The sequence below is a fragment of the Marinibacterium profundimaris genome (assembly GCF_002210095.1).
Lineage (GTDB): Bacteria > Pseudomonadota > Alphaproteobacteria > Rhodobacterales > Rhodobacteraceae > Marinibacterium > Marinibacterium profundimaris.
Window position 1 is genome coordinate 468,027 of the sequence record NZ_AQQR01000003.1, and the last position, 15,518, is coordinate 483,544.

A 15,518-nucleotide genomic window follows, 5' to 3' on the forward strand; every position below is an offset into this window, starting at 1 on the left:
ACGTCAATGCCGCGCCGGGACCCGGCCCGGCTGCATCCCTGCATTGGCACCCGAACGGGGAAACGGCGGGCGGATCGGACCGGCGGGACCTGTGTCAGCCTGCTCGCAAACCTCCAGCCACCCCGGGTACACCGCGCTGCCTTGCGGCCGTCTCACCCCGCACCGAAAGGCGGCCGGCGGCCGAGTGACGGCACAGCCCTCGTCCGACCTGACCGCCGGCCGGTCCGGGCCGCGCTCAGAGAAGCTGGCCTGCCAGGGCCCCTGCCCCGTCATCCGGCACATAGGTCAGCTGCCCGTTGACATAGACGCGCGCGATCCCGGCAGAGGTTTCCTGCGGATTGTCGTAATCCGCAACGGCGCGGATCTTCGCCGGATCGAACAGCACCAGGTCGCCGGCACAGCCCGTTGCAATGCGCCCGCGATCCGCCAGCCCCAGAACCTTCGCCGTCTGCCCGGTCATCTTGGCCACCGCCTGCGCCTGGCTCAGCACCCCCTTGTCGCGGGCGTAATGGCCCAGAACCAGCGGGAAGCTGCCCCAGAGCCGGGGATGCGGGCGCCGGTCCCGCGGCAGCCCGTCCGAGCCCACCAGCGAGGGCGGCCAGGCCAGGATGCGCTCGAGGTCGCCATCGTCCATCTGGTGATAGATCGCGCCCCCGGGCCGCAGCCGTTCGATCGCTGCGGCCTGGTCCACGCCCCATTCGGCGGCCACCTCGTCCAGGTCGCGACCGGCCATTTCGGGATGCGGATCGGACCAGCTGATCGTGACCTTGCGGCTGTCGCGCGCGAAGGCCTCGATCAGCACGGTGGAGCTGGCGGTATAGGGATAGACGTCGATATCAAGCGGGATGTCGGCGCGGGCCTCCTCGATCATCGCGAGCGTGGTGCGCGAGAGGCCAAAGGCGGCCTGACCGCAGCACTTGTGATGCGAAATCAGCGTGCGCGCGCCGGAGCGGCGGGCGATGTCGATGGTTTCGGCCACGGCCGACACCACACCCGACCGCTCGTCGCGCATATGGGTCGTCCAGAGCTTGCCGGCAGCCGCCACGTCCCGCACCAGCGACAGGATCTCGCCGGTGGTCGCCGCCTTGGCCGGTGGATAGGCCAGCCCCGTCGACAGCCCCGCCGCGCCCTGCGCCAGCGCCGCGCCAAGATCGGCCTTCATCGCGGCGACCTCGTCCGCCGAGGCCGGTCCGGTCAGGTCCGCCACCCGCCGCGCCCGGAACACGGTATGGCCGACCAGCGGGACCACGTTGACCGCCGGCTGCGCCGCGCGCATCGCATCCAGAAACGCACCGAAACTGTCGAAACGGTATTCCTCCGCCGTGGCGATCAGGTCCAGCGGCGGGACCGGGGCATCGCGGGTCAGCAGCGGCGTCGGCCCGAGGCTGATGCCGCAATTGCCCGTGACGACGGTGGTGATACCCTGGCTGATCTTCGGCAGGATCGTCTTTCGGTCGAAGACCGCCATGTCGTCATGGGTATGCACGTCGATGAAGCCGGGCGCGAGCGCCAGGCCGCCGGCCTCCAGCACCTCGCCCGCCGCGAGGGTCAGGCCTTCGCCGGTTGCCACGATGCGGCCGTCAGCCACGGCCACGTCCATAACCGCCGGCGCGCCGCCGCTGCCGTCAAAGACCAGCGCGCCACGGATCAGCAGATCGCATTCCCTGTCGCCGCTCATGCCGGCTCCTCCTCTGTCCATCCGATGGCATCGCTGCCGCGCGTGCCGGTGACGGTGCCGTCGCGCAGGATGCAATAGGCCTCGGCGACGACCCGGCCCACGACCTCTCCGCCGGCCATGGCCGGATCGCCGCGCCGCACGGGGCAGCCTTCCCATTCCGGACGCTGCCATTGCGCGCCCGGCGCCTCGAACCCTTCGATCCCGCCGGAGCCTACCAGCAGCGCCCGGCACGGACCCGGATGCACCCGCTGCCCCAGCGCGGTGCCGAGGTTGGGCGCGGCATCGCCGGGTGCCATGCTGTCACGGATCGCCGAAACCGCAAGATCGGCCAGCGCGTGATGCGGAAAGATCGTGTTGTGCAGCACCGCCGCCGCGATCCCGTCGCCCGTGAAATGCGCCGCGCCGATATCGTCCCGCGCGCCGACCGAGGCGGAATTCAGCAGCGCGATGTCTCCGGCAAGGTTCATGGCGATCAGACCAGCGTCCAGCTCGGGATCGGCCGAGAGCGCGGTTTCGATGGCGACAGAGGGCGAAGCGCCCGCCCCCATGGCCGTCAGCGCCACGAGGTTCGGCGGATGGCCGTCGGGCCCGGCCATGTTCGGCAGGCGGTGGCCCGTCAACAGACCCACGGCGGGATCGCCGGGCGTGAATTGCGACAGCGGATCGGGCCGGTCGGGGCCCGACGACATCAGCACCGCGTGGCGCGCGCCCCTGGTCCGGGCGAACCCCGGCAGGGCCAGCAGCGCCTGCGCCCCGCCCCTCTGCGTTCCGAGGTCGAAGAGCGTGCCGTCCTCAAGCAGGACCGAAAGCGAGACGAAACCGCCAATGGCACCGCGCCCGACGGCCTCTACCGCTTCGAGACCGGCAAGGGCGGCGCGGGCGGCACCTGGGCCGTAGACTGCTATTCCGACGGTCACGGCCGGGCCACCATGTGCTGCGGCGCCACCTCGGCCAGCGCGCCCATGGGCAGGTTGGCGGCATCGATCACCGGCAGGGCGCCGCGTGTCCGTTCGGGATCGGGCACCGGAACGGCGGCCAGCAGCGCGCGCGTATAGGGATGGCGCGGATCGTTCAGCACCGCCTGGCGCGGCCCGATCTCGACGATCCGGCCCCGGCGCATGACGGCGACGCGGTGCGAGACCTCCTCGACCACCGCCATGTCGTGGCTGATGAAGAGATAGGCCAGCCCAAGGCTCTGCTGCAGTTCCAGCATCAGCTCAAGCACCTGGGCCTGCACGCTGACATCCAGCGCCGAGGTCGGCTCGTCCGCGACGATCAGCTTCGGGTTCACCGACAGCGCCCGGGCGATCGACAGGCGCTGGCGCTGGCCGCCGGAGAATTCATGCGGGTAGCGGCGGATATGGTCGGCCTCCAGCCCCACGCGCAGGAACAGCTGCTCGACGCGGTCCTCCATCTCCTTGCCCGAGCAGAGCCCGTGGATCACCATCGGTTCGGCCACCAGCCGCCCGGCGCTGATGCGCGGGTTGAGCGAGGCAAAGGGGTCCTGAAAAATCATCTGCATCTGCCGCCGCGCCTTGCGCACGCCCCCCGTCGACAGCTTGCGCATATCGGTGCCGTCGATCTCGATGACGCCTGAATCCAGCTCCAGCAGCCGCAGAACGGCCCGGCCGGTGGTGGATTTGCCGGACCCGGATTCCCCCACCAGCGCCAGCGTCTCGCCGGCGTCGAGGTCAAAGCCCACGTCCTGCATCGCCGCCGTGCCGCCGGATTTCGACGCGAAGAACCCGCTTTCGCGGAAGGTCTTGTTCATGCCTTGGGTATGCAGCAGCCGGCCGCTGACCGCGACCGGATCCGCGACCACGCTGCGCGGCGCGGCCGCCGCTGCAAAGGCACCAAGACGCGGCACCGCGTCCAGCAGCTTCTTGGTATAGGCCTCTTGCGGATCTGCGAAGATCTGGGCCACCGTCCCCTCTTCGATCTTGCGGCCCCGGTTCATCACCACGACACGGTCGGCCATCTCGGCCACCACGCCCATGTCATGGGTGATCAGGATGATCGAGGTGCCGAAGCGGGTCTTCAGGTCGCGCATCAGGTCGAGGATCTGCGCCTGAACGGTCACGTCCAGCGCGGTTGTCGGCTCGTCCGCGATCAGGATCGCCGGATCGGCGGCCATGGCCATGGCGATCATCACCCGCTGGCGCATGCCGCCCGACAGCTCGTGCGGGAACTGCTTCAGCCGCCGGTCCGGGTTGTCGAGCCCGACCAGCTCCAGCATCTCCTTGGCGCGCGCCTCGGCCTGGGCGCTGGACATGCCCTTGTGCTCCACCAGCGCCTCGGTCAGCTGCAGCCCGATCCGCAGGACCGGGGTCAGCGAGGTCATCGGCTCCTGGAAGATCATGGTGATCCGGTCGCCGCGAATGCCGCGGATCTCACCCTCGGTCAGGTGCAGCAGATCGCGGCCGTCGAACATGGCCGAGCCATCCTCGATCGTGGCCGCGCGCGGCGGCAGCAGGCCCAGCAGCGCCATGGACGACACGCTCTTGCCAGAGCCGCTTTCGCCGACGATGGCCAGCGTTTCTCCGGGATAGAGATCATAGGACAGGTCCTGCACCGCGAGGTTGCGTCTGGCCCCCCTGCCGAAGGCGATGGTCAGGTCCTTGACGGACAGAAGCGGGGTCTGGATCGGACGGGTCATCTTTGGCGCTGCCTCGGGTCAAGCGCCTCGCGGATGCCGTCGCCCAGCAGGTTGAAGCCCAGGACGGTGACGGCGATGGCGAGGCCGGGAAAGATCATCATCCAGGGCGCCCGGCTGATCAGGTCGCGCGAGGAGGATAGCATGAAGCCCCATTCCGGCTGGGGCGGCTGCGCGCCGAGGCCCAGGAACGACAGGCCGGCGGCGGCAAGGACGGCGGTGGAGACGCCGAGCGTGCCGATGACGATCAGCGTGGGCACCACGTTGGGCAGCAGGTGGATGAAGATCAGCCTTGCGTGCCCTGCCCCTGCGGCCACGGCGGCCTCAAAATAGGGTTTGCCCTTTTCCACCAGCACGACCGAATGGGTGACGCGGGCGTAGAACGGGATCGAGGCGATGCCGATGGCGATCATGGCGTTGGTCAGGCCCACGCCGAAGATGGCAAGGCAGGCCAGCGCGATCACGATCTCGGTGAAGGAAAAAAGTACGTCCACCAGCCGCATCAGCACCCGTTCGGTCCAGCCCGAGGAATAGCCGGCCACAAGACCCAGCAGCAACCCGCAGGTCAACGAGATGCCCACCGCGATCACGCCGATCTGCAGGGTCAGGCGGGCACCGTAGAGGATGCGGCTGAACACGTCGCGGCCGAAATCGTCGGTGCCCATGATATATCCCATCGACGGCGGATCAAGGCGCGGGCCGGCGGCCATGCGCAGCGGATCATAGGGCGCGATCACCGGCGCCGCGATGGCGCAGAAGATCAGCAGGCCCACGACGAAAAGCCCGATCAGGCCCGAGGGGCTCGCCAGCAGGGCCCGCCAGAAGCTGCGATTGCGCGCGGCGCCGGTGGTGGCGAGATTGTCGGCCAGCTCGGCCGTGGAGGAACCATGAACCATTACGAATACCGGATGCGGGGGTCGAGGAAGGCATAGGCCACGTCGATGACGACCGATGCCAGCGCGACGATGGTGGCGAAGAACAGGATGAAGCCCTGGATCAGCGGGTAGTCGCGGGCAAAGACCGCCTCGATGGCGAGCCGCCCGACCCCGTTCCAGGCAAAGACGTTCTCGACCACGATGGCCCCGCCCATCAGGTAGGCGAATTGCAGGCCCAGCATCGAGACCACCGGCACAAGGCCCGACCGCAGCGCGTGGCGATAGAGCACGATGGATTTCGGCAGGCCCTTGGCGCGGGCGGTGCGCACGAAATCCTGGTCGAAGATGTCGATCATCGCCGAGCGCGTCAGCCGCGCCAGCACGGCGGCATTCGCCAGCCCCAGAGTCATCGCCGGCAGGATCAGCGACCGCCAGTCGCCCCCCGCCACGGGAAGCCATTGCAATTGCAGGGCAAAGAGGAACAACAGCAGCAGGCCCAGCCAGAAATGCGGCATCGAGACCCCGACGATGGCCAGCACCATGGAGCTGACATCGACCCATGTGCCGCGCTTGTAGGCGGCGAGGAAGCCCAGGCTCATGCCGACCACGATGGCGATGGCCAGCGACGAGATCGTCAGCGCCAGAGTCGCCGGGAACCGGGTCAGCAGGATGTCGAGCACCGGCTGATCTCCGACGATGGAATTGCCCAGATCGCCCTGCAGCAGCCGGCCGATATACATGAAATACTGCTGCCAGATCGGCTGATCGAGGCCGAGCCGCACGCGGATCGCCTCCAGCTCTTCGGGGGTGGTCTGGAAAGAGCCATACATGATCCGGACCGGATCGCCCGGCACCAGGTGGATCAGGATGGTCACGGCGATCGTGGCGATCCAGATCGTGACCAGGGCGGCCAGCACCCTTTGAACGATGAACTTGCCCATGGGGCTCCCTTCCGGCTGGGGTCGGATTTCCGGGGAAAGAGCCGGCGCGCCCGGGGACATTGGGCGCGCCGGCGGCAGGACATGGTCAGCCGTCGCTGAGGGTCACGTCCTGGAAGTTGGGGTGCAGGAAGGGCCCGATCTTGAAGCCCTCGACCTCGGGGCGCACGGCAAAGACCCATTCCCAGCCGGGTGTGTAAAGCCCGATGTGAACGGCGTTTTCCATCAGGTACCTGATGACCGCCTGCACCTTCTCAAGCCGTTCGTCGGGGTCGATCGTGGTGCGGGTTTCCTCCAGCATCGCGTCCAGCTCGGGCGACTGGTAGCCGGAATAGGCGCCAGGGGAATGCCACAGCTGATAGAGGATATCCGGGTCGTACCAGGACCAGGTCATCATGTCGAAGGTGCCCGGGGTTTCCGCGTCGGGGCTTTCGTTCTGCTCCTTCACGCGGGCGTTCATGGTGCCGATGTCCATGATCTCGATCGAGGCCTGGATGCCGACCTGCGCCAGCTGGGCCTGGAAGATCTCGGCCAGCTTGTGCCGGTTGCCGCCGGTCCAGACGAACATCGTCGTCTCAAGCGGGTTGTCGGGGCCGTAGCCCATCTCGGCCAGCAGCTCCATGGCCTTCTCTGGGTCGTATTCATACCCGTACTGCTTGCAGAATTCCTGATCGTTGCCGAACACGCCACGGGCGATCGGGCACCATTCACGCTGGCTGAGGCCGCCGTAGATGATGTCGATGGCCATCTGCGCATCGGTCGCGTAAGCCACGGCCTGGCGCGCGCGGATGTCGTCGAAGGGCGGACGCGAGATGGTGAATTCCCAGAACACGTTCTGACCGGTGTTGTCGGCCACCACGATGTCCAGCTCGCCGGCCTCCTTGATCGCCTCGACGTCATCGAACGGCGGCTCGGCGATATGCACCTCGCCGGTACGCAGCGCGGCCAGGCGGGTCTGCGGCTCGGGCACGGTGCGGATGATCAGTCGGTCGAACTGCGGCGGGCCGTCGTTCTCGACCGGCTCGCCCCAGTTGACGTAGTCGGGGTTGGTGTCCAGCACGATCTCGTCGCCCTTGACCCATTCGACCAGGCTGAAGGGCCCGGTGCCGATGGCGGTGGACGACCCGAAGGTGTCGGCGGTGTTGGTGTCGCAGACCATGGACGAGAAGCTGTCGGCCAGGAACGGCAGGAAGGCGCCGAACTTGCTCTCCAGAGTGACGGTGAAGGTCAGCGGATCCACCACCGTCACATCGGTGATCGGGCCCCAGCTGGTCCGCGTCAGGCTGGGGGTGTCGCCGAAGGCCCGGTCGATGGTGAACTTGACGTCATTGGCGTCGAATTCGGTGCCGTCGTGGCACAGGATGCCGTCGTTCAGGGTGAAGGTGTAGTCCAACCCGTCCTCGCTGACCTCCCAGGATTTCGCCATGTTCGGGCCCGGGTTGCCGTCCATGTCGAAGGCCAGCAGCGTGTCATAGATCTGGTCCCAGACCTGCATCGACAGGGTGCTGGTCGCGCGGTGCGGGTCGAGGCTGTCGATATCGCCGTAGCGCGCCCAGACCAGCTCCTGCGCGGTGGCACCGCCTGCGGCCAGCGCCAGTGGCGCGGCCAGTGCGGCACCCAGAACCGGCCCCCGCCAGAGTGTTCCCAAAAGTCTTCCGTCCATTCCGATCGCCTCCATCAGCTCCAGTCACGGCACCTCTCATCGAGGCGCGACTGAGCATCAGGCTCGGCAGGGGACACCCAATCGGGCAAGAAAAAAGTTCATATCTGATTTTTGCAATTTCAGAAATGAGTCTTTCCGCGGCGCAGCGTTCCCTTCAAGATTTCAGTTCTGAAATCCGTTCACTCGTTGCTGCTGCTTTCTTCAGCCCATTGTGAATGGATCGACTCGATGTGCTGCAGCCGCTGCACCGCCGAATCGCCGGTCCGGGATGCGACCCGGGCGCAAAGATAGGTGATCAGGCTGACCGGCGCGGTCATCGACCCGAACAATGTGGGCCCGTCGCTGCGCCCCCGCAGGATGACATCGGCGCCGCGCTTGTCGCCCGGGGCAAGCGTGTTGGTGACGAGGATGATCTTGGCGCCTGCCCGGCGGGACGAGCCGATGATGTTGCGCAATTCCGGGTTCCGTCGCCCCACCCCGAAGGCCAGCACCGTGTCGGCAGGCTTGATCGAGGCGAATTCCTCGGGCACCGGGAAGCCGCTGAGCGGGATCATCCGGATGTCGGGAAAGACCTTGATCAGCATCGCCCGCGCGAACAGGGCCAGCGGATAATCCTCGCCAAAGCCCACGACCCAGAGCTTGGCCGCCGCGCAAAGCATCTGCACCGCCTCGGTCACCTGGTCCGCCGGCAGCGCCTCGAAGGAGCGGACAAGGTGTTTCACCTCGGCATCGAGGTATTCGCCGGGCGACAGCGTCCCGCCCGACAGGGCCGGGACCTGGGGGGCCGCCAGTTCGGCCGAGCGCGCCTCGCGGATCTCGCGCTGCGCGTCACGGTAGCCGCCGTAGCCCAGCCGCCGGAACAGCCGCGCGGCGGTGGCCTTGGAAACGCCGGCCTGTTCGGCCAGGTCGGCCGCGGTGAACTGGCCGACAACGCCCACGTCCTCCAGCAGCAGATCCGCAAGCTTGCGCTCGCCCCTCGGCATGTCGTCGTAAGTCGTCAAAAGACGCTGGGCGATGTGCGAAGTGTTGTGCATGTCACTGTTGTTCTGGCCGCCGGCCGATTTGGAAAAATGCCAGCCCCGGTGGGGCGATCGACCCTTTTCATAGGCCCTGAGGCCGCCATGGTCGAGGGTCGGCAGGCAAAGCGGCGGCCAGGGGCCCTGCCCGGACCGGACCGGCCGATCGACAACGTGCCACCCGACAACGTCCCCAACACCGGCTCAGCCCTCGGGTATCCCCAGGGCGGCCATCTGCTCTCCGATCCGGTCGAGCACGCAGGGCGAAAAGACCATCGCTTCCTTGAACCGCTGCACCGTCATGTTCGGATGCGCCGTCATCAGCGCCTGGGCCGAGGCGCGGGCCTCGGCCTCGCGCCCGTCCCCCAGCAGCGCGGCACAGAGGTTGCGGTGGACCCAATGGGCATTGGGCCGTTCCTCCAGTGCGCGCAGGAAGTATTCGGCGGCGCGGCCATCCTCGCTCGCGACCTGGTACGCGCTGCCCATGCCGACAAGGTTGTTGAAATTCATCGGGTCCAGGGGGCTCAGCCGCATGGCACGGTCAAAGAACTGCTTGGCCGCCTCCGGCCGATCGGCATAGGTTTCAAGCCAGCCAAGCCGGCTGAGCGCCCAGGCGGCGTTGGGATCCAGCTGGTTGGCGCGCTCCAGCAGCACCCGCGCCGTGCCGTAGTTGCGCGCGAATGTATGGACCGCCCCCAGCACCGCCAGGATCAGCGGGTCGTCCGAGGATAACTCGGCCGCCCGCTCCGCCCGTTTCAGCGCCTCGGCCTTGGCGACGGCGATGTCCTCGGCCCAGTTGTAGACCGACCGCTGCGCCCAGCACCATCCGGCCAACGCCAGGGCCAGCGGGTAATCCGGGTCGATCTCGAGCGCCTTGTCCAGCAGGTCCAGCGCCCGGGCGGCCGACTGCTCCTCCAGCATCCAGACATCCGGCATGGCGCGCATCGTGTAATCGTAGGCGCCCAGGTCATGGGGCGGCTTGCGGCGGGTGCGCTCGATCTCGGCGAACTGGATCGACGGCTGCAGCGCGCCGGCGACCTGTTCGGTGATCTTGTCCTGCAGTTCGAATATGTCGTCGAGCGAGCCGTCGTACCGGTCGGCCCAGAGATGCGCCCCGCCGTCCGTTTCGATCAGCTGCACGGTGATGCGCACCCGGTTCCCGGCCCTTTGGACCGACCCTTCGAGCACGTATTTCACCCCCAGTTCCCGCCCGATGTCGCGCACGTTCACGTGCCGTCCCTTGTAGGCGAAGGCAGAATTGCGGGCGATGACAAAGAAGGACCGGATGCGCGACAGGGTGGCGGTGATCGCCTCGACCACGCCATCGGCAAAATACTCCTGCTCGACATCGCCGGACATGTTGTCGAAGGGCAGCACCGCGATCGAAGGCTTGTCCGGGCGCTGCAGCCTTGCGCGCCCCGCCCCGTCGCGGCGCCCCGGCAGGGTCTCGGCGGGCCAGCGGAAGACCCGGACCGACCGCACCATGTTCTTCAGCTCGTACTCGCCGTCATCGGCGAAGATCGCCTTGATGCGGCGGCCCAGGTGTTCATAGGTGCTGGCGCTGATGCTGATCCCGCCCGGCGAGGCGATCTCCTGCAGACGCGCGGCGAGATTGACGCCATCGCCGAAGATGTCGCGGCCGTTGAAGATGACATCGCCCGGGTTGATGCCGATGCGCAGCTGCAGCAACCGCCGGCCCTGCGGGTCTTCGGGACGCGCGGCCATGGCCTGCTGGATCTCGAGCGCGCAATCGACGGCATCGACGACGCTGACGAACTCCACCAGCGCGCCGTCCCCCATCAGTTTGACCACCCTGCCCTGATGAGCCCGGACGCGGGGGGCAAAGATCTCGCGGTGGATGCGATTGACAGCGTCCAGGGTGCCGGCCTCGTCGGCGTTCATCATCCGCGAGAATCCGGCGATGTCCGTTGACATGATCGCGGCGAGTCGGCGATGGACGGTTTGCTCGGTCATGTACCCTCCGCATCGTCGGGTCGGGGTCGGATGACTCAAGCCTGCCCCGATCCGGAGCTGTCGTGCAAGACACGGCACCGCACCCTCCCGGGCTGCGCGTCAGCCTGGGCGCGCGGCGGCTTTTGAGGAAGCAGATTGTGTCCTGAGACTCAATGATAACACGAAACCGCGCCCAGACGAGACCGAGCTTGTGACAGCAGGCCCTTTTGCCCCCAAAGGACACGGGGCGCGGCCGTCCTGCGCCAGGCCCTGTCCATCCGGCCTGGACCTGCCCACCGCAGGCCCTTAGGCCGGTCCTGCCGCAGAGGTTTGCCAAACACCCCGCCGCGACCGGGGCGATACCCGATCCATGCCCCCTTCCGTCCGGCCCGCCCGGTTCTCCATCCCGCTTCGGTGAATGGACGGGTAACGGCGGCATCCGCCACAGCCTCCGCGAATTTGGGCAATCTCCGGTCATGATGCCAGCAAAGATGTCCCGGTGATTGATATCCGTATCCTCGGCATGGATACCTGCCGGTCAGGACATAGATTGAAAGCCTCAACACCCCCGGGATTGCCCCCGGGAACTGAAAGCAACCACCTGATGAAAACCTTTGACGATCCGCGCATGCGCGGGGTGCACCAGATCCTCGCCGCGATCGAAAGCGGATCCCTCAAGGCCGAGACCGTCTTTGCAGACGGCCTTGACCTCATCGCCGAACAGGACCCGGACATCCGGGCCTGGGTCAGCGTGAATGACGCGGGCCTCGCGCAGGCGCGCCGCATCGACCGGGGGCTCGCCCCGCACGGCGGCCTGACCGGCGTGCCCCTGGGCGTGAAGGACGTGATCGAAACGCGCGACCTGCCCACCGCCTACGGATCCGGGCTTTATGCTGGCCACCGCCCCGGCACCGATGCCGCCTGCGTCGCCAAGGCCAAGGCCGAGGGAGCGCTGATCATGGGCAAGACCGTCACCACCGAATTCGCCTTCATCTCGCCCAACGAGACCTGCAACCCGCACAACAGCGCCCATACGCCCGGCGGCTCCTCCTCCGGCTCGGCCGCGGCCGTCGCGGCGGGCATGGTGCCCGTGGCCTATGGCACCCAGACCTCAGGTTCGATCATCAGGCCCGCGTCCTTCTGCGGCGTGGTCGGCTGCAAGCCCAGCTTCGGCCTGATCGACCGCACCGGCACCAAGACGCTGGCGCAAAGCCTCGACACGATCGGCGCTTTCACACGCAGTGTCGGCGACCTTGGCATCGTGCTGGCCGCGCTCTCGGACCGCCCCGCCCTGGCCGAGGCCGGCGTGCCGGACGAGGCCCCACGCATCGGTCTCTTTCTGCCGCCCGAGGCGGACGTGGCCGAGGATTACACCCACGAGATCCTGCAGGCCGCCGCCCGCGCCGCCGATGCCGCCGGCGCCACCGTGACCGACACCGCGCCGACCGAGATCAGCCGGCGTCACCTGGCGATCCACGAAGGCGTCATGGACCGCGAATTGCCCACCGCGCTGATGGACGAGCGGCTGCACCGGAACGAGCGGCTGGCGCCGATGACCCGGCAGGGGCTGGTCGATCTCTGGACCCGGTCCTCGGTCGAGACCTACGATGCCGCGATGCGCGCCATGGCCGAGGCGCAGGCGGGCTTTGCCGAGCTGATCGGCGAGAACGACGTGCTGCTGACCTTCGCCGCGCCCGGAGAGGCGCCCGAGGGGCTGGGCTATACCGGCGATCCGACCTTCAACCGCGGCTGGACCATGCTGCGTGTGCCCTGCGTCACCCTGCCCGCCGGACAGGGGCCAAAGGGCCTGCCCGTGGGCGTGCAGCTGGTGGGCCGGTTCGGAGAGGATGCCCGGGTGCTGCGCGCGGCCGCCTTCCTCGAAAACGCGCTGGCCGCGGCCTGACCCGGGGCCCCGGATCGGCCGGGGGCCTCATCGGGTCTCCGGCCGCGCAGCCGCTGAAGGCAAACGGGCCCTCGGCTGCGCGGCCGGAAACTCAGCCGATGTCGAAGACCACGCCCTGGGCCAGCGGCAGCTCGGTCGAGTAGTTGATCGTGTTCGTCGCGCGGCGCATATAGGCGCGCCAGGCGTCGGATCCGCTTTCGCGTCCGCCGCCGGTCTCCTTCTCGCCGCCGAACGCGCCGCCGATCTCGGCGCCCGAGGTGCCGATGTTCACATTGGCGATGCCGCAATCGGAGCCGCGGGCGGACAGGAACGTTTCCATCTCGCGCAGGTCGGTGGTGAATATCGACGAGGACAGGCCGCCGCCCACCGCGTTGTGCAGCTCCAGCGCCTGGTCGAAGTCCTTGTATTTCATGACATAGAGGATCGGCGCGAAGGTTTCGCGCAGGACCGGCCCGGCCTGCTCTGGCATCTCGACCAGGGCGGGATGAACATAGATCGCGCCCTCCGGCACATCCGTCGCGCGCGCGCCGCCATGGACGACACCGCCCAGCCCCCGCGCCTCGTCCAGCGCCTCCAGCATCGCATCATGGGCCGCCTTGTCGATCAGCGGGCCAACCAGCGCATCGGTCTCAAGCGGATTGCCCACCGTGACCGAGCCATAGGCCTTGATCAGCGCCGGCACGATCTGGTCATAAACGCTTTCGTGCACGAAGAGCCGCCGCATGGTGGTGCAGCGCTGCCCGGCGGTGCCCATGGCACCGAAGGCCACGGCGCGCAGGGTCATCTCCATGTCGGCCGAGGGACAGACGATGCCCGCGTTGTTGCCGCCCAGTTCCAGGATGCAGCGGCCGAACCGCGCCGCGACCTTCGGCCCGACGATGCGCCCCATACGGGTCGAGCCGGTGGCCGAGATCAGCGCGACCTTCGGGCTGTCGACAAGCACCTCGCCCAGCGCGGGCCCGCCGATCAGAACCTGGCTCAGCCCCGCGGGGGCATCGGCGCCGAACCGGGCCAGCGCCCGGTCCAGCACGGCCTGCACGGCCAGCGCGGTGAGCGGGGTCTTTTCCGAGGGTTTCCAGATCACCGGATCGCCGCAGACCAGCGCAAGGGCCGCGTTCCAGCACCAGGGCGCGCAGGGAAAGTTGAAGGCGGTGATGATGCCCACGACACCCAGCGGATGCCAGGTTTCCATCATCCGGTGGCCCGGCCGTTCTGTGGCGATGGTCAGACCGTAAAGCTGGCGCGACAAGCCCACGGCGAAGTCGCAGATATCGATCATCTCCTGCACCTCGCCCTGGCCCTCGGACGGGCTCTTGCCCGCCTCGACGGACACCATGCGGCCCAGGTCCTCCTTCGAGCGGCGCAGTTCCTCGGCGAAAAGCCGCACCAGCTCGCCCCGGCGCGGGGCCGGCACCATGCGCCAGGCGGCAAAGGCATCGTGCGCCCGGGCCACCATCGCCTCGGCCTCGGCCGGGGAATGCTGTGCCAGGGTCGCGACGGGCTGTCCGGTCACCGGCGAGGTCACCGTCAGGCCCGCGCCTGCATCCAGGGCGACCGTCGCGCCGCAGGCCGCCATCGTGTCCGCGGTCACTGCCGCGAGGGATTTGCTGTGCATCGTGGTCTCCTTTGCTCGTGCGGAGCGTGCCGAGGTCGTCGCGGTGCGCTCCGCGCGGATCTGCCCGCCTCCCGGCGCCATGGCCACGCCTATGGCACCCGGTCGTCGCGCGCCATCATAGCGACAAGGCGCGCGGAAACCGAACGCGGGATCAGACTGACCCCATTCCGTTTGCGCATGGTGGCTTGCCCGGATGCCCCGCCCCGGGCATGCTGCGCGGGGCCACATTCCGGGAGACCGACAGGTGATCCGACAGCGCCGCTTCCTGCCCGACCTGCGCCTGATGCAGACCTTCGAATGCGCCGCCCGACATGGGAATTTCACCCGTGCCGCCGAAGAGATGGCGTTGACACAAAGCGCTGTCAGCCGCCAGGTGCGCGAGCTTGAGGCCCAGCTGGACAAGCCGTTGTTCAAACGGCTGCCCGGGCGCGTGGTGATGACCGCCGCCGGCCGCGACCTGTTGCCCGAGGTCTGCCGCCTGCTGGAGATGGCCGAGATCACCATGCGACATGCGAATGCCGGCGCCGTGGGCGACCGCGTGCTTGCGGTCAACGCACTGCCCACCTTTGCCACGCGCTGGCTGATGCCCCGCCTGCCCGCCTACCTGAAGATCGCGCCTGAAACCCGGTTCGACCTGACGACGATGCAGGGGGTCTTTGACCTGGATGAGCGCAACTGCCACCTTGCCATCCATTACGGTCAACCCGCCTGGCCCGGCGGCAGCTGTACCTATTTGTGCAGCGAGATCGTGTTGCCCGTGGTCGGCGGCGCCCTGCGCGACAGGCGGATCGACAGCGCCGGTGACCTGGCCGGCCTGCCCAAGATCCACCTGTCCGACCGCCCGTTTCTCTGGCCCGACTGGTTCGCGCGGCAGGGGCTTGAGATGCCGGATGCGCGCGAAGGCCATTGGGTCGACCAGTTCTCGCTGACGATCGAAGCGGTGCGCGCCGGCATGGGCTGCGCGCTGCTGCCCGCCTATCTGATCGAGCCCGAGCTGGAGAGCGGCGCATTGAAGGTGGCGATCGAGATCCCCCATTCCACCGATGCGGGCTATTACATCGTCACCCCGGAACGCGGCGCCGAGACGGCCGCGGCCTTCCGGGACTGGCTTCTGACGCAGGTGTCGTTCCGGCCGCTGGCGGGATAGCGCCGGCGCGGGTGCGAACACGCGCGGGTCCCAAGAAAAAGGGGGCGGTGCCCGCCCCCTTCGGTTCGTATCGCGTC

At 68.1% G+C, this 15,518-nt stretch carries 11 protein-coding genes; 2 read left to right on the top strand and 9 right to left on the bottom strand.

The window, feature by feature from the left end; translation table 11 throughout:
- Positions 1-235: 235 nt before the first annotated feature.
- The 8 genes from ATO3_RS10275 to ATO3_RS10310 all read right to left on the bottom strand — a co-directional run bounded on the left by ATO3_RS10275 (position 236) and on the right by ATO3_RS10310 (position 10,797).
- Positions 236-1,678 carry an N-acyl-D-amino-acid deacylase family protein gene (locus ATO3_RS10275; protein WP_088649748.1) on the bottom strand — a complete coding sequence of 481 codons (1,443 nt, stop codon included), beginning with the start codon at positions 1,676-1,678 and terminating at the stop codon, positions 236-238.
- Positions 1,675-2,595 (bottom strand): DUF6963 family protein, encoded by a 921-nt coding sequence (locus tag ATO3_RS10280; protein WP_088649749.1) that lies wholly within the window; start codon positions 2,593-2,595, stop codon positions 1,675-1,677. Before ATO3_RS10280 ends, ATO3_RS10275 begins: the two co-directional genes overlap by 4 nt.
- Positions 2,592-4,334: an ABC transporter ATP-binding protein gene (locus ATO3_RS10285; RefSeq protein WP_088649750.1), complete on the bottom strand. Its 1,743-nt coding sequence runs from the start codon at positions 4,332-4,334 to the stop codon at positions 2,592-2,594. The genes ATO3_RS10280 and ATO3_RS10285 overlap by 4 nt, the downstream gene beginning before the upstream one ends.
- The gene (nikC, locus tag ATO3_RS10290; protein ID WP_088649751.1) at positions 4,331-5,227 is read right to left on the bottom strand and encodes a nickel transporter permease; all 897 of its coding nucleotides are present in this window, start codon (positions 5,225-5,227) and stop codon (positions 4,331-4,333) included. Before nikC ends, ATO3_RS10285 begins: the two co-directional genes overlap by 4 nt.
- Positions 5,227-6,147, bottom strand: a complete 921-nt coding sequence (locus ATO3_RS10295) for an ABC transporter permease (RefSeq protein WP_088649752.1) — start codon at positions 6,145-6,147, stop codon at positions 5,227-5,229. Before ATO3_RS10295 ends, nikC begins: the two co-directional genes overlap by 1 nt.
- A gap of 85 nt (positions 6,148-6,232) precedes the next feature.
- A complete protein-coding gene (locus ATO3_RS10300; RefSeq protein WP_088649912.1) occupies positions 6,233-7,807 on the bottom strand; it encodes an ABC transporter substrate-binding protein in 1,575 nt (524 codons plus the stop codon).
- Between the two features lie 179 nt (positions 7,808-7,986).
- The gene (locus tag ATO3_RS10305; protein WP_088649753.1) at positions 7,987-8,841 is read right to left on the bottom strand and encodes a MurR/RpiR family transcriptional regulator; all 855 of its coding nucleotides are present in this window, start codon (positions 8,839-8,841) and stop codon (positions 7,987-7,989) included.
- A gap of 186 nt (positions 8,842-9,027) precedes the next feature.
- Positions 9,028-10,797 (bottom strand): adenylate/guanylate cyclase domain-containing protein, encoded by a 1,770-nt coding sequence (locus ATO3_RS10310; protein WP_088649754.1) that lies wholly within the window; start codon positions 10,795-10,797, stop codon positions 9,028-9,030.
- Positions 10,798-11,380: 583 nt separating this feature from the next.
- Here ATO3_RS10310 and ATO3_RS10315 point away from each other — a divergent pair.
- On the top strand, positions 11,381-12,679 hold the full coding sequence (locus ATO3_RS10315) for an amidase (protein WP_158217941.1): 1,299 nt from the start codon (positions 11,381-11,383) through the stop codon (positions 12,677-12,679).
- 91 nt (positions 12,680-12,770) lie between these two features.
- Here the strand turns inward: ATO3_RS10315 and amaB are convergent, their stop codons facing one another.
- Positions 12,771-14,294: an L-piperidine-6-carboxylate dehydrogenase gene (gene amaB / locus ATO3_RS10320; protein ID WP_198963243.1), complete on the bottom strand. Its 1,524-nt coding sequence runs from the start codon at positions 14,292-14,294 to the stop codon at positions 12,771-12,773.
- A 244-nt stretch (positions 14,295-14,538) separates the two neighbouring features.
- On the opposite strand from amaB, the gene ATO3_RS10325 reads away from it, so the two are divergent.
- The gene (locus ATO3_RS10325; protein WP_088649756.1) at positions 14,539-15,441 is read left to right on the top strand and encodes a LysR family transcriptional regulator; all 903 of its coding nucleotides are present in this window, start codon (positions 14,539-14,541) and stop codon (positions 15,439-15,441) included.
- Positions 15,442-15,518 lie beyond the last annotated feature (77 nt).

Bases quoted from the DNA above. Each gene is read 5' to 3' on its own strand.
- ATO3_RS10275 (WP_088649748.1), bottom strand. From the start codon at position 1,678: ATGAGCGGCGACAGGGAATGCGATCTGCTGATCCGTGGCGCGCTGGTC.
- ATO3_RS10285 (WP_088649750.1), bottom strand. From the start codon at position 4,334: ATGACCCGTCCGATCCAGACCCCGCTTCTGTCCGTCAAGGACCTGACC.
- nikC (WP_088649751.1), bottom strand. From the start codon at position 5,227: ATGGTTCATGGTTCCTCCACGGCCGAGCTGGCCGACAATCTCGCCACC.
- ATO3_RS10295 (WP_088649752.1), bottom strand. From the start codon at position 6,147: ATGGGCAAGTTCATCGTTCAAAGGGTGCTGGCCGCCCTGGTCACGATC.
- ATO3_RS10300 (WP_088649912.1), bottom strand. From the start codon at position 7,807: ATGGACGGAAGACTTTTGGGAACACTCTGGCGGGGGCCGGTTCTGGGT.
- ATO3_RS10305 (WP_088649753.1), bottom strand. From the start codon at position 8,841: ATGCACAACACTTCGCACATCGCCCAGCGTCTTTTGACGACTTACGAC.
- ATO3_RS10310 (WP_088649754.1), bottom strand. From the start codon at position 10,797: ATGACCGAGCAAACCGTCCATCGCCGACTCGCCGCGATCATGTCAACG.
- ATO3_RS10315 (WP_158217941.1), top strand. From the start codon at position 11,381: ATGAAAACCTTTGACGATCCGCGCATGCGCGGGGTGCACCAGATCCTC.
- amaB (WP_198963243.1), bottom strand. From the start codon at position 14,294: ATGCACAGCAAATCCCTCGCGGCAGTGACCGCGGACACGATGGCGGCC.